This window comes from Vogesella sp. EB (assembly GCF_001037925.1).
In the GTDB taxonomy this organism is placed as follows: Bacteria; Pseudomonadota; Gammaproteobacteria; order Burkholderiales; family Chromobacteriaceae; genus Vogesella; species Vogesella indigofera.
Genome location: NZ_LFDT01000007.1, coordinates 69,904 through 88,934, shown reverse-complemented (window position 1 = coordinate 88,934; position 19,031 = coordinate 69,904). Strand labels below are relative to the sequence as shown.

Below are 19,031 nucleotides of genomic sequence, written 5' to 3'. Positions count from 1 at the left end.
CGTCGCGGCGCGAATGAAGCGCGGGCTTGGGTGTATAATCCCCGCCTGCTTTGCCTTGAACCCACCCTAATCGTGTTTTGCCTCTGATGAAAAAGATTACCTCTGCACTGCTTGTAGCCGCCTTGTCTCTCTCCACGCTGGCCCAGGCCAGTACCGCTTTCGTGCCGCCGGTTCCGGAAATCGCGGGGAAAGCGTATTTTCTGATGGACTATCAGAGTGGCCAGATCATCGCGGCCCGCGATCCGGACATGCGTGTCGAACCTGCCTCGCTGACCAAGCTGATGACGGCCTATCTCACCTTCAAGGCGCTGAAGGAAAAACGCCTGACGCTGGACCAGATGCTGACCGTGTCGCAGGTGGGCTGGAAGCAGGAAGGCTCGCGCATGTTCCTCGACCCGAAAGTGCCGGTCACGGTCGACAACCTGATCAAGGGCATGATCGTGCAGTCCGGCAACGACGCCTGCGTGACACTGGCCGAAGCCATTGCCGGCAGCGAACAAGTGTTCGCGCAGATGATGACGGCCGAGGCCAAGCGCCTGGGCATGAAGGCCAGCAACTTCAAGAATTCCACCGGTCTGCCGGACCCCGAGCACTTTACCTCGGTGCGCGATCTGGCGACGCTGTCGGCGGCGATCATCCATGATTTCCCGCAGTACTACCCGACCTATTCGATCAAGTCGTTTACCTATAACAACATCACCCAGCCGAACCGCAACCTGCTGCTGTACCGCGACCCGAACGTGGACGGCATGAAGACCGGTCACACCGAGGGCGCCGGTTACAACCTGATCGCCTCCAGCCGCCGCGACGGCCGCCGCGTGCTGTCGGTTGTGGTCGGCACCGCCAGCCCGGAAGCGCGCGCGGTGGAAAGCTCGAAATTGCTCAACTACGGCTTGCAGTTTTTCGAAACGCCCAAATTGTATACTGCCGGACAAACCGTCTCGACGCTGCCGGTATACAAGGGGGCCGCCTCGACGCTGGCCATCGGCTTTGACCGCGACGTGCACATCACCGTCAGCAAGGGCGCAACCAGCCGCCTGAAGGCGGAAATGAAAACGTTGCAGCCGGTGATCGCGCCGATCAAGCAGGGCCAGGAAGTCGGCAAGCTGACCGTGTCGCTGGACGGCAAGGTACTGCTGGAGCGCCCGGTACAGGCCTTGAAGGCGGTGGAAGAGGGTGGCTTCTTCAGCCGCCTGTGGGATAGCCTCAAGTTGTGGCTGGGCTGGTAAGGCGCCACGCAAGGTTGGCCGCACCTGACTGCGGCCAACCTTGAACATCAGGAATATTCGAGTACAGAACCATGAGTGAAGAGCAGAAAGAGTTGATGGAGTTTCCGTGCCGCTTCCCGATCAAGGTGATGGGCGAGCAGCATCCGGACTTCCACCCCACCATTTTCGAAGTGGTGCGCCTGCACGCGCCGGATCTGGACATCACCGACATCGTGGCGCGTGACAGCTCCAGTGGCCGTTACGTGTCGCTGACCATCACCGTGACCGCGATGTCGCGCGAGCAGCTGGACGACATCTACCGCGCGCTGTCCAGCCATTCCCTCGTCAAGTTTGCGCTGTAAGTGATGAGCCGCCTCGTCAAACAGCTGGGTCTGGTCGACTACACGCCGACCTGGCAGGCCATGCAGGCCTTCACCGACAGCCGCACGCAAGCAACGCCGGACGAGTTGTGGTGTGTCGAGCACCCGCCGGTGTACACCCTGGGCCTGGCCGGCAAGCCGGAGCACCTGATCATGCCCAGCAGCATCGAGGTGGTGAAGTGCGATCGCGGCGGCCAGGTCACCTACCACGGCCCCGGCCAGCTGGTGGTCTACCTGCTGATCGATTTCAAGCGTATGGGCATCGGCGTGCGTGAGCTGGTGCGCCGCATCGAGCAGGCGATCATCGACATGCTGGGTGAGCTGGGCATTGCCGCCTACGGCGATGTCAACGCCCCCGGGGTCTATGTCGGCGGCGAGAAGATCGCATCGCTGGGCCTGCGCATCAAGAACGGTGCCGTCTACCACGGGCTGAGCCTGAACGTGGACATGGACCTGACGCCGTTCCTGTGGATCAACCCTTGCGGCTATGCCGGCCTCAAGGTCACGCAAATCAAAGAACAAGGCGTTGCGCTGACCGTTGCGCAAGCCGCCGAACGGCTGCTGCCGCAGCTGGAGCGACACCTGACGGTGATGAAGGAGACAGCATGAAACTGGAAAACCAGGTTGGCGTAAAACACAAAGGCGCTGACAAGACGGCACGCATTCCGATCAAGATCGTGCCGCTCGACGAAAAGCTCAAAAAGCCGGAGTGGATTCGCGCCAAGCTGCCCAATGGCCAGCGTTTCAACGAGATCAAGCAGATCCTGCGCGAGCAGAAGCTGCACACCGTCTGTGAAGAGGCGACCTGCCCGAACATCGGCGAATGCTTCAGCAAGGGCACCGCCACCTTCATGATCATGGGCGACATCTGTACCCGCCGCTGCCCGTTCTGTGACGTCGGCCACGGCCGCCCGAACCCGCTGGACGCGCAGGAACCGATCCACCTCGCCGAAACCGTGGCCGCGCTCAAGCTGCGCTACGTGGTGGTGACCTCGGTCGACCGTGACGACCTGCGCGACGGCGGTGCCCAGCACTTTGCCGACTGCATCAGCGAAGTGCGCAAGCAGTCGCCGGGCACCCAGATCGAGGTGCTGGTGCCGGACTTCCGCGGCCGTCTTGACATCGCGCTGGACATCCTCAGCGCCACACCGCCGGACGTGATGAACCACAACCTGGAAACCGCGCCACGCCTGTACAAGCAGGCCCGTCCCGGCTCCGACTACCAGCACTCGCTGACGCTGCTGAAAGAGTACAAGGCGCGTAATCCGGAAGTGCGCACCAAGTCCGGCATCATGGTCGGCCTCGGCGAAACCGATGAAGAAGTGTACGAAGTGATGGCCGACATGCGCGCCCACGATATCGACATGATCACCATCGGCCAGTACCTGCAGCCGACCGACGGTCACCTGCCGGTGTTGCGCTACGTGCATCCGGACGTGTTCAAACAGTACGAAACCCGTGCCTACGAAATGGGCTTCAAGCACGCCGCCGTCGGTGCCATGGTGCGTTCCAGCTATCACGCTGACGTGCAGGCTCACGAGGCCGGCGTGTAAGGTTGGCCGCAACACTCCGACAACGGCGCCAGTGGGCGCCGTTGTTGTTTTTGATTTCGCAATACAAGGACACCATCGCATGAACCATGACGCCCAGCCCGCTGCCATCAGTAACGAACAATGGCGTCACGCCAAGGCCCTGCAACAGCAGCTGGATGCGCTGCTGGGCGAGGTGCTCGGCGCGGCCAAGCTGTGCCACAAGCTTGGCAGTGTCGAGGAAAGCGTGCAGCAAGTGCCGGCGCTGGGGCGGGTGGCACTGGCCAGCAGCCTGCCGCTGATCGTGCGCAACAAGAAAAGGAAGGAATTCATCGGCGGCTGGCTCAATTACCAGGTCAGCCTTGCCGGTGACGGCGTGCCGCTGCAACAGGATGGCACGCCGGTGGGCGCGGTGCTGCACGTGGCGCACTGGGCCTGTGAGTTTGCCTTTGAGTACGATGCCTTTGTTGGCTTCCCGGCCAGCGCGTGGCAGCCGTGGGAAAACCGCGGCAACCGCCTGCTGTGGTGGGAGGAGAGCGAATCCCACTTCGGCGCGGAGTGGACTTATACGCTGCAGCTGGCGGCGCTGGATAGCAACGAAGCCTTGCTGGCGGCGGTGGTGCGGCCGGCACTGGCGCTGCTGCAGGGCAAACCGGTGGACGAGGCGCTACCGGCCGATGTGCCGGGGCTGCTGCGCTATCACGACGTGGCGGCAGAGGGTGGTTGCGACCTGCGCGTCAGCGTCGGTTGATGCGGCCAACCCTGGGCTGGCGCACCGGCTAGCCCGGCACGGCCTGTTCCTGTTGCAGGCAGCAGTCGAGGGCCAGCTGCATGTAGTGGTAGCTGTTGCCGATGGCGGCTTGCAGCGCTCGGCGCGTGCCGGCGTCGGCGTCGCGCCCTGCCAGGGTGCAGACGATGTCCAGCGCTTCCCACGGGTGATCGTCGTCGTAGCGGGCGTGCAGCTTCAGCCAGCGCATCGCGCTCTTACGCTGCATCGCGGGCAGCGAGGCTTCATAGATGCCCGGCGCGCAGACCAGTTGCGTCCACTCGCCGGTGGCGCCATCGATGGCGTAATTGGTGGCGGCCAGCGCCAGCAGTAGCGAGTGGTGGCGGCTGTTGTGCCGGCACCAGTGGCCGAGTTGCTGCAATGGCTCCGGCACCCGCTGCGCCTGCAGCTCGGTCGCCGCGATGCCGCAGGCGGCGGCCCACGCGAGCCAGTAGTCGGCGTGGTTCTGCTCGACACGGATGTTGCGCACCAGAAACCGCCGCGCCATGTCTTCGCCGCGATGGCGGCCATAGCGGGTCTTGAGCAGGTTTTGCGCCATGTACAGCGGAAACTGCTCGACCACCGGCCACACCCCGATCAGGAACAGCCGCAGTGCGTCATCGCCGAGCTCGGCATCGCGCAGCCGCTGGTAGAACTCGTGCCGCACCACGCGCTGCCTGGCGGCGGCGCAGTCGGCAAGCAGCTGCTGCGCCCATTCCGGATAGCTGTGCGGGCTGCGTAATGCGCCGCTGCGCACGAACTCGCGGTTCACGGCGTCGCGCCCTGGCTGCTGTTGGCCGGCTGTGGCGGCACGGCAGACTGCGTGATGGCGGGCGCAACCCCCGCAGGTGTCGCGCAGACGCGGCGGAAGTCGTGCTGCAGCTCGCAGTCGCAGTTGAACGGCTGCGGCTTGGCCACGGCGTAACCCTGCGCGTAGTCGACGCCGATGTCGGCCAGCGCCTGCAGCATCGCCGGTGTTTCCACGAATTCGGCAATGGTGCGCTTGCCCATCACGTGGCCGATGTGGTTGATGACCTCGACCATGGCGCGGTCGATCGGGTCGTCGAGCATGTCCTTGACGAAGCCGCCGTCGATCTTCAGGTAGTCCACCGGCAGGTGCTTCAGGTAGGTGAACGAGGACATGCCGGCGCCGAAGTCGTCCAGCGAGAAGCGGCAGCCGAGGGTCTGCAGCTCGGTGATGAAGTGGATGGCGCTGGCGAGATTGGCGATGGCGCTGGTCTCGGTGATCTCGAAGCAGATCATGCGCGGCGGGATCGCATGCAGGCGGAACTGCTCGCGCAGGAAGTCCAGAAACGCCTGGTCGCCGATGGTGGTGCCGGACAGGTTGATGGCGCAGGTGCCGATCGGCGTTGCCTTGTAGCAGCGCAGCCGCGCGGCGAGGATGGTGAACGCGTTCTGCACCACCCAGCGGTCGATCAGCGGCATCAGCCCGTAGCGCTCCGCCGCCGGGATGAAGCTGATCGGCGGCACCAGGCGGCCAACCTCGTCGTGCAGGCGCAGCAGCAGCTCGACATGGCTGCCACTGTCGCTGTCGCGGCCCAGCGGTGCGATTTCCTGCGCGTACAGGCACAGCCGCTGCTCCTCCAGCGCCAGGTGGATGCGCTGCACCCAGGCCATCTCGCCAAAGCGCAGCGACAGTTCCGAATCGTCCGGATGGTAGAGCTGTACCCGGTTGCGCCCCTTTTCCTTGGCCATGTAGCAGGCAACGTCGGCGGCGCGCAGCGCCTCGGCAAGCGTGGTCAGTGCGCCGGTGATGTGTACCAGGCCGATGCTGACACTGACGTTGAACGGGCGGCCGCCCCACACGAAATGCAGGTCCTGTACCGTCTGGCGCAGGCTTTCGGCAATCTGTAGCGCGGCATCGACCGGGCATTGCTCCAGCAGGATGCCGAACTCGTCGCCGCCGAGGCGGGCGAGGGTGTCGCTGTCGCGCAGCCGCTGCTGCAGCAGCAGGCAGATCTGGCGCAGCAGCTCGTCGCCGGCGGCGTGGCCGCAGGTGTCGTTGACCACCTTGAACTGGTCAAGGTCGAGGAACATCAGCGCGTGTTGCTGGTGGCCTTCGTGCTGGCGGTCGAGATTGGCCAGTGCCTGCTCCAGTCGGTATTCGAACTCGCGGCGGTTGGCCAGACCGGTCAGTGCATCGTGCGAGGCTTGCCACGACAGGCTGGCGATGTACTGCCGCTCCCGCGTCATGTCGTGCAGTACCAGCACCGCCCCGCTGATCTGGCCGTCGCTGTGGATCGGCGCCGCCACCAGCGCCACCGACACCGCGCTGCCGTCCAGGCGCACCATCAGCTGGGAGTGGCTGCTGCTGCCGTGGCTGTGGCCGCCGGCCAGGATCTGCTCGATCAGCGCCAGCCCTTCCTGCTGGGAGTCCTCGTCGACGATGCGGAACAGCGAGCCGAGCGGCAGCCCCTGCGCCTGCGCCACCGTCCACGCGGTCAGCTGTTCCGCCGCCGGGTTCATGTAGGCGGTCAGGCCGTCGGCGTCGGTGGTGATCACCGCGTCGCCGATGGAGGCGAGGGTGACCTGCGCGCGTTCCTTTTCCGCCTGCAGCGCGCTTTCGAAGGACTGGCGCTGGCCCAGCAGCTTGCGGGTGCGAAACAGCGCCAGCAGGATCAGCAGCGCGGCGCTGGCCAGGTTGGCGGCCAGCAATAGCCGCTGGATGACGCGCGAGCCTTGGCCGAGGGTGTCGGAAAAGGCTTTCTCCATCGGGGTGAGGCGGTCGTTGATGGCGTAGATTTCCGCCTTCCACTCGACAATGTCGCGCGGGCTGGCCAGCCCGCCGCTGATCTGGAAGTGCATCTGCTCGGCCAGCCCGGTCAGCGCCTGCAGGTTGCGGTCGCCGAATTCCCAGTGCGCAATCGCCTGTTGCAGGTGGCTGAACTGGCGGAAGTTCTGGTACAGCCAGATCAGGCCGGCAATGTCCTGCGGGTGGTTGCCGCCCTGCAGGAAGCCGGCGCGGGCCAGCGCCAGATCCGGCACCGGCTGTTCCAGCGCCATGCGCGCGGCGTGGTCGCCGAGCGGGATGGCGATGGCGGTCTGGTACTGGTGGAAGTGGCGTTCGTCATGACTGTCGGCGTACAGGGTGAGATAGTAGATGGCATCTTTTTGCCCTTTGGACCACAGGCTCTCGCCGCTGACGTAGGAACGCACCGCGGACTGGATCTCCAGGCTGACGCCGCCCAGTGCCGCCAGCAGCAGGGCAACGGCAATGAACGGCCAGACCAGGCCGGGCAGCTGCGTGGTATTGCGATTGCGGTGTTGTGTCATGCCCTTGCTCACCCCGGCAAATGGCGGGCGGCGTCGTCGCTGCCCGCGGTGGTTCAGGTCAGGCCTTGTCGTGCGGTGTTGTCCCGGGTGCTGCGGTGGCCGGTGGCGGCTGCGCCGGCGCGGCAATTATTGTTTTGCTGATGTCATTACGGATAATAGATAGCCTTGCCTACGCTGAATAGTTAATTTTCCCGATTCGGTGGCAGAAATGAAAACAGCCATGCAAAGGCATGGCTGTCGGCGGCAAGCTGCGGCCAACGTTGGCCGCAGTTGCTTATTGCCAGCAGAGCAGGGTGTGGTGCTTCTTGCCGCGCTTGAGCAGGCTGTAGTGGCCGAACAGGCGCTCGCCGTCGCTGATCTGGTGTTCGAGGCTGTCGATCTTGGTGCCGTTGACGCTGACGGCGCCGCTCTGGATGAAGGTGCGCGCTTCCGATTTGGACTTGGCCAGGCCGCCGGCCACCAGCGCGTCGATCAGGCCGCTGCTGTCGCGTGGCAGTTGCAGGCTGGGCATGCCGTCCTGTGCCAGCTGCGCGAAGTCGGACGCGGTCAGCTCGTGCAGGCTGCCGGAGAACAGGCTGGCGCTGATGCGCTGCGCGGCGGCCACGGCATCCTGGCCGTGCACCAGCGCGGTGACCTGTTCCGCCAGGATGCGCTGCGCTTGCGGCTTGCTGCCGCTGGCCTTGTCCTGCTCTTCGATGGCGGCGATCTCGGCCACCGACAGGAAGCTGAAGTAGCGCAGGAACTTGTACACGTCGGCGTCGGCGGTATTCAGCCAGAACTGGTAGAACGCGTACGGCGAGGTCTTGCTCGCGTCCAGCCAGATCGCGCCGCCTTCGGTCTTGCCGAACTTGGTGCCGTCGGCCTTGGTCACCAGCGGCAGGGTCAGGCCGAACACGTGTTGCTGGTTGATGCGGCGGGTGAGGTCGGTGCCGGCGGTGATGTTGCCCCACTGGTCGGAGCCGCCGATCTGCAGCCTGCAGCCGTGGCGGCGGTTCAGCTCGGTGAAATCGTAGCCCTGCAGCAGGCTGTAGCTGAATTCGGTGTAGCTGATGCCCTGGTCTTCGCGGCTGATGCGCTGCTGTACCGATTCCTTCTTGATCATCTGGTTGACCGAGAAGTGCTTGCCGATGTCGCGCAGGAACTCCAGCGCGCCCATGCCGCCAAACCAGTCGTAGTTGTTGGCCATGATCGCGGCGTTATCGCCTTCAAAGCTCAGGAACGGCGATACCTGGCCACGGATCTTGTCGACCCAGCCTGCGATCACGTCCGGAGTGTTCAGCTTGCGCTCGGTGGCCTTGAAGCTGGGGTCGCCGATCATGCCGGTGGCGCCGCCGACGAGGGCGATCGGGCGGTGGCCGGCTTGCTGGAAGCGGCGCAGTACCAGCACCGGTACCAGGTGGCCGAGGTGGAGGCTGTCGGCGGTCGGGTCGAAGCCGCAATACAAGGTCACACTTTCCTTAGCCAGCAGTTCGTCGAGTGCCGCCGCGTCGGTTTGCTGGGCGATCAGGCCGCGAGCTTGCAGTTCCTGGATAAGGCTGGATTGGTGCATGTATTTCTTCTCCACATGAGCAGGACGCGGGCTGTGGGCCGCGCGGTAACGATTGCGCCTGTTGGCGTTGCAACAAAAGATGGCGATTTTAACCGAAAATGACGCTTCGTAACGCGCGCTCTGGTGGCGGCCCGGCTTTGGGTGAACAATGCCGGGCTTGGCCGCCAGTCGCGCAAACAGGAAAGGATGCAGCAAACATGAGCAGGATGATCAAGGTGTGGGATGTGCCGACGCGGCTGTTTCACTGGACGATGTTGCCGGTTTTTGCCGGGCTGTGGTTCACCGGCGAGCAGGGCGGCGACTGGATGGAATGGCATCTGCGCCTTGGCATGCTGATGCTGGTGCTGCTGTTGTTCCGCGTGCTGTGGGGGCTGTGTGGTAGCCAGACGGCGCGCTTCAGCAGTTTTCTCGCCGGGCCGGCGCGTATCCGTGCCTATCTGGCCGGGCAGCTGCCGGTGATGGCGCAGCCGGGACACAACCCGCTGGGCGGCTGGATGGTGCTGGCGCTGCTGCTGGCGCTGTTGCTGCAGGCCGGGCTGGGGCTGTTTGCCGCAGACGTCAACAGCTACCTCTACGACGGCCCGCTGAAGGTGCTGATCGACGGCGAGCTGGCCGAGCAGGTTACCGGCTGGCACAAGTCGTCGTTTGACGTATTGCTGCTGCTGGCGGCGGTGCATGTGCTGGCGGTGCTGTTCTACAAGGTTGGCCGCAACACCGATCTGGTGCGCCCGATGCTGAGCGGGATGAAGGCGCTGCCGGCCGATGCCGCACCGTTGCGCTTTGCGCCGCTGTGGCTGGCGCTGTTGCTGTTGCTGCTGGTGGCGCTGCTGGTGTTTGGTGGCGTACCGTGGCTGGCGGCCAGCATGGCGGCCTGAGTCGTCAGCGGTCATGAAAAAACCGCCAGCCGATAAGGGCTGGCGGTTTTTGCTTGGGTGCTGCGCCGCTTAGCGCATCGGGCCGCGGAAGCTGTCGTGACAGGCCTTGCAGCTGGCGGCCACGGCGCCGTAATCGCGGCGGATGGCGGCGAGGTCGTCGCCGCGCGCGGTTTTCTGCAGCTGGTCAACCGCGAGCAGGAACTTGTCCTGTTCGGCCTTCCATTTTGCCGGCTCGCTCCAGATCGCCGGCTTGGCGCGGCTGACGTCGTCGATGGTGCCCGGCTTGAACTGGCTGAACGGGGCCGCTGCGACCGCTTTCAGCGCGTCGGCGTGCTTGATGAACACATCCTTGCGATAGCCGCTGCCGCGCAGCATCACCCCCATCGGCTCGAAGCTGCGCAGTACCTGTTTGAAGGCTTTCTGGCGGTCTTCGCCGGGGCCGGCCTGGCTGGTGGTGGCAAGGAGGGCGAGGGTGGCAAGCAGGAGAATTTTTTTCATGATCTTGATGCGGGTGGGGAGGGTGGCCATTGGGCGCCGGGCGCCCAAAAAAGTTCAGCCCCGCTCGGGGCTGAACGCGGTGGCGGACGCCGGACTCAGTCGTTGCGGAAGCTGTCGTGACAGGCCTTGCAGGTTTTCTGGGTGGCGCCAAACTGCGCCTTGATCGCGGCGAGGTCACCGCCGGCGGCGGTCTGCTTCAGCTTGGCGGTCTCGGTCTTGTGCTTGTCGATGGCGGCTTTCCAGTCTTGCGGCTTGCTCCAGATCTCGGCGCGGGCGTCGGTCTTGCCCTTGTCGCTGCCGGCCGGGAAGTGCTGCCAGGGCTGCTGCGCCAGCGCATCCAGGTGCGCGGCCAGCTTGGCGAACTCGTCCTTGCTGTACGGCGTTTCGCCCTTCACGGTCTTGGCCATGGTGCCGACGGTTTGCTTGTACTGCTTGAAGATTTCCTGGCGCTGGGCGACCGGGTCGGCGGCAAATGCCGGGCTCAGTAGCACGGTACAGGACAACACGGTGAGCAGTAGCTGTTTCATCTGCAGGCTCCTTACGGATGGGGTAGGCAATCAATGCCGACAGCTTAGCACACCGCACTGCACCATCGAAGCGGCGGGCGGTTAACAGTTGTTAACGGTGTTGTTATATAGTAACATTTAAGAATTGCTGCTAATTGTCTCCCTCATTCTTTTAACTCCCGGTGACTTGTCATGGATAAAGCTGGCTTTATGGCCGCGGCCGACCACCAGTGCCAGCAACAAGGCGTGAAGCTGACCGCGCTGCGCCGTCAGGTGCTGGAGCTGGTGCTGGCGCACGAAGGCGTGGTCAAGGCCTATCAGGTGCTGGCCGATCTGCAGCGCGAGCGCGGCATTGCCGCACCGCCGACGGTGTACCGGGCGCTGGACTTCCTGGTGGAAGCCGGTCTGCTGCACAAGGTCGACGCGCTCAACGGTTATATCGTGTGCAGCCACGTCGGCTGCTGCCACGAAGGGCTGATCCTGGTGTGCACCGCCTGTGGCAGCGTCAACGAGCTGGAGGCGGCGCCGGCGCTGGACACACTGCGACAGCAGGCGGCAGCGCAGGGCTTTGCCATCGCACAACAAAACCTTTTACTGACCGGACTGTGCCAGGCATGTCGAGTATGAAAAAAACCACTGTCAACGTGCTCACCGGCTTTCTCGGGGTGGGCAAGACCACGGCGCTGCGCCACCTGATCGCGCAGCGGCCACAACATGAAAAATGGGCGATCATCGTCAACGAGTTCGGCGAGATCGGCATCGACGGCGCGGTGCTGGACAACGGCGAGCTGCCGATTGCCGAGATCGCTGGCGGCTGCCTGTGCTGCGTCGCCGGGCCGCAGATGACGGTCACCGTCGCCAACCTGTTGCGCCGTGAGCGGCCGGACCGGCTGATCATCGAGGCCAGCGGCCTCGCTCACGCCGCCGGGCTGATCGACGAGTTGCGCGCCGAGCCGCTGGGCAACGCGCTGGAAGTGGGCGCGGTGATGACGCTGGTCGATCCACGCCAGTTCGCCAACAACGACTACTTCCGCCAGCCGCTGTACCGCGACCAGGTGATGATTGCCGACGTGCTGCTGGCCACCAAGTGCGACCTCGCCGACGCGCCAACGTTGGCCGCATACCGCGACAAGGCCGCCGCGCTGTTTCCGCCCAAGTCGCTGATCGCCGAGATCTGCGACGGCGCCGCCGATCCTGCGTGGCTGGACGCCGCGGTGCAGAACAAGTCGCGCTACCGGCCGGCGGTACGGCCGGGCGATGCTTCCGGCTGGCAGTCGCAGGGCTGGACTTTCGCGCCGGAAGCGGAGTTCTCCGGCGAGGCGCTGACCGACTTGTTCGACCGCCTGCCGCAGCTGGTCGACGGCCTGGTGCGCGCCAAGGGCGTGTTCCGCGTGCTGGATACCTGGCTGTGGCTGAACTGGACCGAAGGGCAGTGGGCGGCCAACCAGGTGGCGTGGCGCCGCGACAGCCGCTTCGAGGTGATCGGCAGCCAGATCGACGCCGACGCGCTGGAAGCCGCCATCCAGGCCTGCGTATTGCCGGCCGGCAGCGAGAACGGGGCATGAGCGGCATGACACCTTCCCATCAGCACGAGCACCATTCGCACGATCATGCGCACGCACACGGCGCCGCGCATGCCCACTCCCATCCGCACCCGCATGCCGCCGGAGAAACCTCGCACCTGCCGCGCTGGCGCCTGCTGTCGCTGTCCGCCGGCCAGCGTCTGCTGCTGGCCGCGCTGCCGCTGGCCGCGTTGTGGCTGCTGGTGCACTGGGCATTGCAGGAGGTGGCATGATCCGCCTGGAAAACCTGACGGTATCCTACCGTCGCCACCCCGCCGTGCACCACGTCAGCGGCAGTTTTGCCGACGGCCAGGCCACGGCGATCTTCGGCCCCAACGGCGCCGGCAAGAGCACCTTGCTGAAAGCCATCATGGGCGCGCTGAAGCCGGATGCCGGCCGCGTGCTGATGCGCGGCGTGGCACGTCGCGACATGGCCTATCTGCCGCAGCAGTCGGAAATCGACCGTTCGCTGCCGGTGTCGGTGATCGATCTGGTGTCCAGCGGTCACTGGCAGCGCAGCGGCCTGTTCGGCAAGGTTGGCCGCAACGATGACGACGCGTCGTGGAACGCGCTGGTGACCGTCGGTCTGGAGGACTTCGCCACCCGTCCGATCGCGGCGCTGTCCAGCGGCCAGTTCCAGCGCGTGCTGTTCGCCCGCATCCTGGTGCAGGACGCGCCGCTGATTCTGCTCGACGAACCGTTCAACGCCGTCGACGCCGCCACCACCGCCGACCTGCTGGCGCTGGTAGAACGCTGGAAGACGGAAGGGCGCACCGTGATCGCGGTGCTGCACGACGAGCAGCAGGTGCGCGAGCACTTTCCGCAGACGCTGCTGATGGCGCGCGAGGTGATCGCCTGGGGCGACACCGCCGAGGTGCTGACCGCGGACAAGCTGCGCCGCGCCAGCGATACCGCCGCGCACTGGTCGGCCAATGCCCCGGTGTGCCGCGTGGATGGAGTAATTCAGTGATCGATTTCCTGTACCAATGGGTGCTGGCGCCCTTTGTCGAATTCGCCTTCATGCGCCGCGCGCTGGTGGCGTGCCTGGCGCTGGCGCTGGGTAGCGCGCCGGTCGGCCTGTTCCTGGTGATGCGGCGCATGAGCCTGGTCGGCGACGCGATGAGCCACGCGGTGCTGCCTGGCGCCGCGGTCGGCTTCCTCATTGCCGGTCTGAGTCTGCCGGCGATGAGCCTCGGCGGCTTTGTCGCCGGCGTGCTGGTGGCCGGCTTTGCCGGGCTGGCGACGCGCTTTACCGAGATCAAGGAAGACGCGAGCTTTGCCGCCTTCTATCTGCTGTCGCTGGCCATCGGCGTGCTGCTGGTGTCCAGCAGCGGCAGCAATGTCGACCTGATGCACCTGCTGTTCGGCTCGGTGCTGGCAGTGGACGATGCCGCGCTGCTGCTGGTGGCCAGCGTCGCCAGCGTGACGCTGCTGACGCTGGCGGTGATCTATCGCCCGCTGCTGCTGGAAAGCCTCGATCCGGTGTTCCTGCGTGCGGTCGGCGGCCACGGCAGCGTGTGGCACCTGTTGTTCCTGCTGCTGGTGGTGCTGAATCTGGTGTCGGGCTTCCAGGCGCTGGGCACGCTGATGTCGGTGGGGCTGATGATGCTGCCGGCGATCTGCTCGCGGCTGTGGGCGGCCACCGTCGGCGGCATGCTGCTGGCGGCCTTCCTGATCGCCGCGCTGGCGGGCATGGGTGGGCTGCTGCTGTCCTATCACGTCGAGCTGCCGTCCGGGCCGTGCATCATCCTGCTGGCCGGCCTGTTCTATATCGTTTCGCTGTTTGTTGCCCCGCAGGGCGGCGTGTTGCCCCGCCTGCTGCGGCAACGTCATTTGGAGAGTTGAGCGCGTGAACGTACGGAAAATTATTGTGAGCAGCCTGCTGTTGTCGCCGCTGGCGGCGTGGGCCAACCTGCCGGTGGTCGCCAGCTTCAGCATCATGGCCGACATCACCCGCGAAGTCGGTGGCGAGCGCGTCAGCGTGGTGTCGCTGGTTGGTACCGACCAGGACGCCCATGTGTTCCAGCCCAAGCCGGCCGATGTCAAGAAGCTGGCCGAGGCCAAGGTATTCGTGGTCAACGGCCTCGGTTTCGAAGGCTGGATCAATCGTCTGAACAAGTCGGCCAACTTCAAGGGCGTGACCGTGACCGCCGGCAACGGCATCAAGCCGCTAGAGGTGGCGGAAGACGAGCACGGCCACGACGAGCATGGCCATGACCACGGCCGTGCCGATCCGCACGCCTGGCACAACCCGCAGCACGTGCTGCGCTATGTCGACAACATCGCCGCCGGCCTCAGCCGCGCCGATGCCGCCGGCGCCGCTTACTACCGCGAGCGCGCTGCCGCCTACAAGGCGCGACTGCAGGAGCTGGACAGCTGGGCCGGCAAGCAGTTTGCCGCGGTGCCGGCGGCGCGGCGCAAGGTGCTGACCTCGCACGATGCCTTCGCCTACCTCGGCCAGCGCTACGCGATCCGCTTCATGGCGCCGCAAGGGGTGAGCACCGACGCCGAGGCCTCGGCCAAGTCGGTGGCGCAGCTGATCCGTCAGGTGAAAAAGGAACAGGTGAAGGCGGTGTTCATCGAGAACATGTCCGACCGGCGCCTGATCGACCAGCTGGCGAAAGAAGCCGGCGTCAAGGTCGGCGGCAAGCTGTACTCCGATGCGCTGTCCAGCCAGCCCGGCGCGCGCAGCTATCTGGAGATGTTCCGCAGCAACGTGACCGCGCTTAGCCAGTCGATGTAAGCAGCAGCCACAGGTGCCAGCCACCGAGTGCCATCACGGCCAGTCCCGCCACCAGGCGGACTGGCCGTTGCTGTTTCAGCTGCTGCAGCTTGCTGGCAAACAGCCCCATCAGCAGCAGGTTGGGCAGGGTGCCAAGGCCGAAGGCCAGCATCACCAGCGCACCCTGGCCGGCACCGCCGGAGGCCAGCGCGGCGATGCTGGCGGTATAGACCAGCCCGCACGGCAGCCAGCCCCAGATCGCACCGGCCAGCAGTGCCTGGCGGGCGGTGCGCACCGGCAGGTAGCGGCGGGTCAGCGGCTGCAGGCGCCGCCACAGCGGCCGCCCGAGGTGTTCGATGCGGGTGATGGCGGCGGACAGACCGGCCAGGTACAGACCGAGCAGGATCAGCAGCAGGTTGGCCGCAATGAACAGCGCGGTTTGCAGCGGCTGGTACGCCGCCTGGCTCAGCCCCCACTGCGCCAGGCCGCCGAGCAGCGCGCCGGCACAGACATAGCTGCCGATGCGGCCAACGTTGTAGCACAGCAGGTGCCACAGCGGCGCCGTTTGCGACTTGCCCAGCGAAATGGCGGTGACGATGCCGCCACACATGCCGAGGCAGTGCACGCCGCCAAGCAGGCCGGCAAGAAACAGGGACAGCAGACTGATTTCCAGCATGGGTGACAACGCAGGCAAAAAAGATGGCCGCTAGTGTAGCAGCCGGGCCCGGCCGCGGCGCGGAACTTGTCGCGGTCGGCCATTTGTAAACGCGGTCTATTGAATGGCTGGCAGCAAATTGCGCCGCCATTTGCCCGGCGGGGCGAAACTTGCAAAATCAGCAACATAGTCCATGGTTAAAGCTAGCAAACCCGCGTCAATGCTCACAAGGTAGCCATTTTTTTCGGTGAATCCACGGTGAATAACGCTGTTGAATATTGCGCTTCAGCTGGGCTTTGTCGAGGCTGGAGGAGTGCCACATGACACAAAAAATCATTGTCGAACGTCTTGGGCAATCAGCAATTGTCACGATCAACAACCCGCCGGCCAATGTGTGGACGATAGAGTCGTTGCAGGAGCTGGCCCGGGCGATGGACGCGCTGGCGGCCGACACCGCCATCCGCGCGGTGGTGCTGACCGGCGCCGGCGAGCGCTACTTCTCGGCCGGTGCCGATCTCGCGCTGTTTGGCGACGGCGCGGCCGCGCAGGCTGGCAAGGTGGCAGACGCCTTTGCGCTGGCGTTTGACGCGGTGCGCCACTATCCCGGCGTGACGGTGGCGGCGGTGAACGGCTTCGCGCTGGGCGGCGGGCTGGAGTGCGCGCTGGCCTGCGACTACATCGTGGCCGAGCGCGGTGCCAGCCTCGGGCTGCCGGAGGCGCGTGTCGGGCTGATTCCCTGTGCCGGCGGCACCAAGGCGCTGACCGACCGCGTCGGCGTGCCATGGGCGAAGCGGCTCATTCTCGGCGGCGAGTTCGTGACCGCCGACAAGGCGCTGGCCATCGGGCTGGTGGAAGAGGTGGTGGAAAGCGGGCTGGCCAAGATCGTGGCGCTGAGCCTGGCGGCGCGGGTGCGCGAGCAGTCGCCACAGGCGATCCACGCCGCACGGCGGCTGATCGAAGCCAGTCCTGCGCAAACGTTGGCCGCACAGCTGGCGGCGGAAAAGGCGGCCTTCCTGGCGCTGATCGGCAGTGCGGAACAGCTGGAAGGCGTGCGTGCCTTCAACGAGAAGCGCGAGCCGGGCTGGGCGGAGCAGGACGACGACTGAACGTCGTGCGGCTCGCTTAGCCATGAAAAAACCGGCCAGCGGCCGGTTTTTTCATGGCGGAAGCACGCGGGCTTACTGAGCCTTCTTACTGCACCTTGGCGCTGGCCTTCAGCGACTTGATCAGTGCTTCGATGCGCTGCGACTGGATGCGCTGCTCCAGCTGTGGACGCAGGGTTTCCAGCGGTGGCGCCGCTTCCACTTTCACGTCGTTCAGCTTGATGACGTGGAAGCCGAAATCGGTCTTCACCGGGGTGGCAGTCACCTGGCCCTTGGCCAGCTTCACCATCGCCTCGGAGAACGGGGCCACGAAGGTGCCCGGCTCGTTCCAGCCCAGGTTGCCACCGTTGTCCTTGGAGCCCGGATCCAGCGATTTTTCCTTGGCCAGCTGCGCGAACGGCTTGCCTTTTTTCAGCGCGTCGATCACGGCCTTGGCTTCGGCTTCGGTCTTCACCAGGATGTGGCTGGCGTCAAAGCTCTTGCGCTCCGGGAACTCGGCTTTCACCTTGTCGTACTCGGCACGGGCCTGGGCATCGGTCACCGGGTTGGTGCGCAGGTGTTCCTTGATCAGGCGGTTGGCCAGTGCCATCGCCTTGGCGTTCTCGATCTCGGCGAGGTAGTCGGCGGACTTGTCCAGCCCCTTCTTCACCGCTTCCTGACGCAGGATTTCAGCGGTGATCAGCTGGTCCTTGACCATTTGCGCCATTTCCGGCGTCGATTTCTGGCCTTGCGCTTCCATCATGCGGGTGATGGCATCAATACGCTGCTGGCTGATGGCAACGCCATTGACCGAAGTGGCGAACGCGGCGGCAGTGGCGGTCAGCAGGCTGACGGCAATCAGGGTTTTTTTCAAAGGGAAGTTCATCGGGGTTTCCAGTGGTTATTGAATGTTGGCTTTCTGACGCAATTCGCCGATCGCGTCACTAATCGCTTTGTCCTGCAGGTCGCGGGCGATCTGCGGCTTGACGGTTTCAAAAGGCAGCGGCTTCGCGTCGCGGATGTCCTCTACCTTGAACAGGTGCCAGCCGAGGCCGGAGCGCAGCGGCTGGGCGCTGAATTTGCCTTTGGGAATGGCTTGGAGCGCGGCGGCCAGTGGCGGTTCCATCGAGGCCAGATTTCCCCAGCCCAGATCGCCACCGCGTTCACGGCTTGGCTGGTGGGTGGATTTGCTGGCGGCCAGGGTTTCGAACTTGGCGCCTTTTTTCAGCTCGGCCAGTACGCTGTTGGCGTCGGCTTCGCTGTTGACGATGATCTGGCGGACTTTCACTTCCTTCACGCCGTTAAAGCGTTCGCTGTACTGCTGGTAGGCCGCCTTCAGCGCGCTGTCCGACACCGGGCTGGTGCTGATGCTCTGCTTGAAGAATGCCTGCTGCAGCAATTCGGTGCGTGCTTCGGTCAGCTGTTGCTGGAATTCCGGCTTCTTGTCGAGGCCGGCCTTGGTGGCCGCCTGCACGATCAGCTCGCGGTTGATCAGGCGCTGGCGCACTTCTTCGCGCAGCGCCGGGCTGTCTTTCAGCTGGCCGTTGCTGCTGCCGATGACCTGCTTCACCGCCTGGTCCAGGGTGCTGCTGTCGATGGCGGTGCCGTTGACGGTGGCTACCGGTGCGGCCAGGCTCGGGGTGCTGCCGACGGCAGCCAGCAGCAGGGCCGCGATAGTGAGTGATTTCTTCATGGAGTGGATTTCAGAGATCGTCCGGAGTAAGGGTTTTGAGTGCCAGGGCGTGAATGCCCTGCTGCATCAAGTCGCCGAGCGCATCGTACACCATCCGTTGCCGCTCGATGCGCGACTTGCCGCTGAAACAGGCGCTGACGATCAGCACATTGTAGTGGCCGCCGCTCTTGGCGCCGGCGTGGCCGGCATGGGAGGCGCTGTCGTCCTCGATGTCGAGGTGTTCCGGCGCCAGTGCCGTCAGACGCTTGCGCATGATTTCGATGATGGCGCTCATGCCGGCAGCACTTTGCGGAACGGCTTGACGCTGACGCTGGCGTAGACGCCGGCGGCAACATAGGGGTCGGCCTTCGCCCATTGCTCGGCCGCGGCCAGCGAGTCGAATTCGGCGACGATCAGGCTGCCGGTGAAGCCGGCCGGGCCAGGGTCGTTGCTGTCGATGGCCGGAAACGGCCCTGCTAGCAGCAGCCGGCCGTCGTTCTGCAGTGCCTGCAGGCGGGCCAGGTGTTCCGGCCGTGCCGCCAGGCGGTTGTCGAGGGAGTCGGGGGCGTCGGTGCCTGTGATTGCGTACAGCATGGTGCCTTTCTTTGTCTCTCAAAAGCGGTCTGGCTGGTGGCAGACCTGCTGCGGGGGCGGTGAAGACGGGCCGCGCTTCTGCACTGGCCGGCACCGGAATCACTGCGCTGTGTCTGCTGAAATGGCGGCCACGGCCGCG

General features: G+C 65.1%; 23 protein-coding genes. 13 read left to right on the top strand and 10 right to left on the bottom strand.

The window, feature by feature from the left end; translation table 11 throughout:
* Positions 1 to 86 precede the first annotated feature (86 nt).
* The 5 genes from ACG97_RS06220 to ACG97_RS06200 all read left to right on the top strand — a co-directional run bounded on the left by ACG97_RS06220 (position 87) and on the right by ACG97_RS06200 (position 3,868).
* Positions 87 to 1,229, top strand: coding sequence for a D-alanyl-D-alanine carboxypeptidase family protein (locus ACG97_RS06220; protein WP_047966475.1), 1,143 nt, complete (start codon positions 87 to 89; stop codon positions 1,227 to 1,229).
* Between the two features lie 71 nt (positions 1,230 to 1,300).
* Positions 1,301 to 1,570 (top strand): YbeD family protein, encoded by a 270-nt coding sequence (locus ACG97_RS06215; RefSeq protein WP_047966474.1) that lies wholly within the window; start codon positions 1,301 to 1,303, stop codon positions 1,568 to 1,570.
* A gap of 3 nt (positions 1,571 to 1,573) precedes the next feature.
* Entirely contained in the window at positions 1,574 to 2,197 is a 624-nt protein-coding gene (gene lipB, locus ACG97_RS06210; RefSeq protein ID WP_047966473.1) for a lipoyl(octanoyl) transferase LipB, read from the top strand.
* Positions 2,194 to 3,141: a lipoyl synthase gene (lipA, locus tag ACG97_RS06205; protein WP_047966472.1), complete on the top strand. Its 948-nt coding sequence runs from the start codon at positions 2,194 to 2,196 to the stop codon at positions 3,139 to 3,141. Before lipB ends, lipA begins: the two co-directional genes overlap by 4 nt.
* A 79-nt stretch (positions 3,142 to 3,220) precedes the next feature.
* Entirely contained in the window at positions 3,221 to 3,868 is a 648-nt protein-coding gene (locus ACG97_RS06200; RefSeq protein WP_047966471.1) for a hypothetical protein, read from the top strand.
* Between the two features lie 28 nt (positions 3,869 to 3,896).
* Here the strand turns inward: ACG97_RS06200 and ACG97_RS06195 are convergent, their stop codons facing one another.
* The 3 genes from ACG97_RS06195 to tyrS form a co-directional block, all read right to left on the bottom strand.
* Positions 3,897 to 4,655, bottom strand: coding sequence for a TenA family transcriptional regulator (locus tag ACG97_RS06195; protein ID WP_047966470.1), 759 nt, complete (start codon positions 4,653 to 4,655; stop codon positions 3,897 to 3,899).
* Positions 4,652 to 7,177: an EAL domain-containing protein gene (locus tag ACG97_RS06190; RefSeq protein WP_082133664.1), complete on the bottom strand. Its 2,526-nt coding sequence runs from the start codon at positions 7,175 to 7,177 to the stop codon at positions 4,652 to 4,654. The genes ACG97_RS06195 and ACG97_RS06190 overlap by 4 nt, the downstream gene beginning before the upstream one ends.
* A gap of 274 nt (positions 7,178 to 7,451) precedes the next feature.
* Positions 7,452 to 8,726, bottom strand: coding sequence for a tyrosine--tRNA ligase (tyrS, locus tag ACG97_RS06185; RefSeq protein ID WP_047966469.1), 1,275 nt, complete (start codon positions 8,724 to 8,726; stop codon positions 7,452 to 7,454).
* Positions 8,727 to 8,923: 197 nt separating this feature from the next.
* Here tyrS and ACG97_RS06180 point away from each other — a divergent pair, with 197 nt between their 5' ends.
* A complete protein-coding gene (locus ACG97_RS06180) occupies positions 8,924 to 9,601 on the top strand; it encodes a cytochrome b/b6 domain-containing protein (RefSeq protein WP_047966468.1) in 678 nt (225 codons plus the stop codon).
* Positions 9,602 to 9,670: 69 nt separating this feature from the next.
* On the opposite strand, the gene ACG97_RS06175 is transcribed toward ACG97_RS06180, so the two are convergent.
* Both ACG97_RS06175 and ACG97_RS06170 read right to left on the bottom strand, forming a co-directional pair.
* On the bottom strand, positions 9,671 to 10,099 hold the full coding sequence (locus tag ACG97_RS06175) for a cytochrome c (protein WP_047966539.1): 429 nt from the start codon (positions 10,097 to 10,099) through the stop codon (positions 9,671 to 9,673).
* Between the two features lie 95 nt (positions 10,100 to 10,194).
* Positions 10,195 to 10,626 (bottom strand): cytochrome c, encoded by a 432-nt coding sequence (locus ACG97_RS06170; protein WP_047966467.1) that lies wholly within the window; start codon positions 10,624 to 10,626, stop codon positions 10,195 to 10,197.
* A gap of 171 nt (positions 10,627 to 10,797) precedes the next feature.
* Between ACG97_RS06170 and ACG97_RS06165 the strand changes: the two genes are divergently transcribed.
* Genes ACG97_RS06165 through ACG97_RS06140 form a run of 6 tightly spaced genes read left to right on the top strand, consistent with a single transcriptional unit; the run spans position 10,798 to position 14,910 of the window.
* Positions 10,798 to 11,232 (top strand): Fur family transcriptional regulator, encoded by a 435-nt coding sequence (locus ACG97_RS06165; RefSeq protein WP_047966466.1) that lies wholly within the window; start codon positions 10,798 to 10,800, stop codon positions 11,230 to 11,232.
* Positions 11,220 to 12,170 carry a GTP-binding protein gene (locus ACG97_RS06160; protein ID WP_047966465.1) on the top strand — a complete coding sequence of 317 codons (951 nt, stop codon included), beginning with the start codon at positions 11,220 to 11,222 and terminating at the stop codon, positions 12,168 to 12,170. Before ACG97_RS06165 ends, ACG97_RS06160 begins: the two co-directional genes overlap by 13 nt.
* A gap of 5 nt (positions 12,171 to 12,175) precedes the next feature.
* The gene (locus tag ACG97_RS06155) at positions 12,176 to 12,400 is read left to right on the top strand and encodes a hypothetical protein (RefSeq protein WP_156167978.1); all 225 of its coding nucleotides are present in this window, start codon (positions 12,176 to 12,178) and stop codon (positions 12,398 to 12,400) included.
* Positions 12,397 to 13,137, top strand: coding sequence for a metal ABC transporter ATP-binding protein (locus tag ACG97_RS06150; RefSeq protein ID WP_047966463.1), 741 nt, complete (start codon positions 12,397 to 12,399; stop codon positions 13,135 to 13,137). Before ACG97_RS06155 ends, ACG97_RS06150 begins: the two co-directional genes overlap by 4 nt.
* Positions 13,138 to 13,187: 50 nt before the next feature.
* Positions 13,188 to 14,012 (top strand): metal ABC transporter permease, encoded by an 825-nt coding sequence (locus tag ACG97_RS06145; protein ID WP_047966538.1) that lies wholly within the window; start codon positions 13,188 to 13,190, stop codon positions 14,010 to 14,012.
* Between the two features lie 25 nt (positions 14,013 to 14,037).
* The gene (locus ACG97_RS06140; protein WP_238377269.1) at positions 14,038 to 14,910 is read left to right on the top strand and encodes a metal ABC transporter solute-binding protein, Zn/Mn family; all 873 of its coding nucleotides are present in this window, start codon (positions 14,038 to 14,040) and stop codon (positions 14,908 to 14,910) included.
* Here the strand turns inward: ACG97_RS06140 and ACG97_RS06135 are convergent.
* On the bottom strand, positions 14,894 to 15,565 hold the full coding sequence (locus tag ACG97_RS06135; protein WP_047966461.1) for a sulfite exporter TauE/SafE family protein: 672 nt from the start codon (positions 15,563 to 15,565) through the stop codon (positions 14,894 to 14,896). The two genes, ACG97_RS06140 and ACG97_RS06135, sit on opposite strands and share 17 nt — an antisense overlap.
* A 299-nt stretch (positions 15,566 to 15,864) precedes the next feature.
* Here ACG97_RS06135 and ACG97_RS06130 point away from each other — a divergent pair, with 299 nt between their 5' ends.
* Complete coding sequence (locus ACG97_RS06130; RefSeq protein ID WP_047966460.1) at positions 15,865 to 16,650, top strand: enoyl-CoA hydratase; 786 nt, start codon at positions 15,865 to 15,867, stop codon at positions 16,648 to 16,650.
* Positions 16,651 to 16,735: 85 nt separating this feature from the next.
* Here ACG97_RS06130 and ACG97_RS06125 read toward each other — a convergent pair whose 3' ends face one another.
* The 4 genes from ACG97_RS06125 to ACG97_RS06110 are packed head-to-tail and all read right to left on the bottom strand — an operon-like array spanning position 16,736 to position 18,892.
* Complete coding sequence (locus ACG97_RS06125; protein WP_238377268.1) at positions 16,736 to 17,512, bottom strand: peptidylprolyl isomerase; 777 nt, start codon at positions 17,510 to 17,512, stop codon at positions 16,736 to 16,738.
* A gap of 15 nt (positions 17,513 to 17,527) precedes the next feature.
* A complete protein-coding gene (locus tag ACG97_RS06120) occupies positions 17,528 to 18,319 on the bottom strand; it encodes a peptidyl-prolyl cis-trans isomerase (protein WP_047966459.1) in 792 nt (263 codons plus the stop codon).
* 10 nt (positions 18,320 to 18,329) lie between these two features.
* The gene (locus ACG97_RS06115) at positions 18,330 to 18,593 is read right to left on the bottom strand and encodes a BolA family transcriptional regulator (protein WP_047966458.1); all 264 of its coding nucleotides are present in this window, start codon (positions 18,591 to 18,593) and stop codon (positions 18,330 to 18,332) included.
* Positions 18,590 to 18,892 carry a YciI family protein gene (locus ACG97_RS06110; RefSeq protein ID WP_047966457.1) on the bottom strand — a complete coding sequence of 101 codons (303 nt, stop codon included), beginning with the start codon at positions 18,890 to 18,892 and terminating at the stop codon, positions 18,590 to 18,592. Before ACG97_RS06110 ends, ACG97_RS06115 begins: the two co-directional genes overlap by 4 nt.
* Positions 18,893 to 19,031 lie beyond the last annotated feature (139 nt).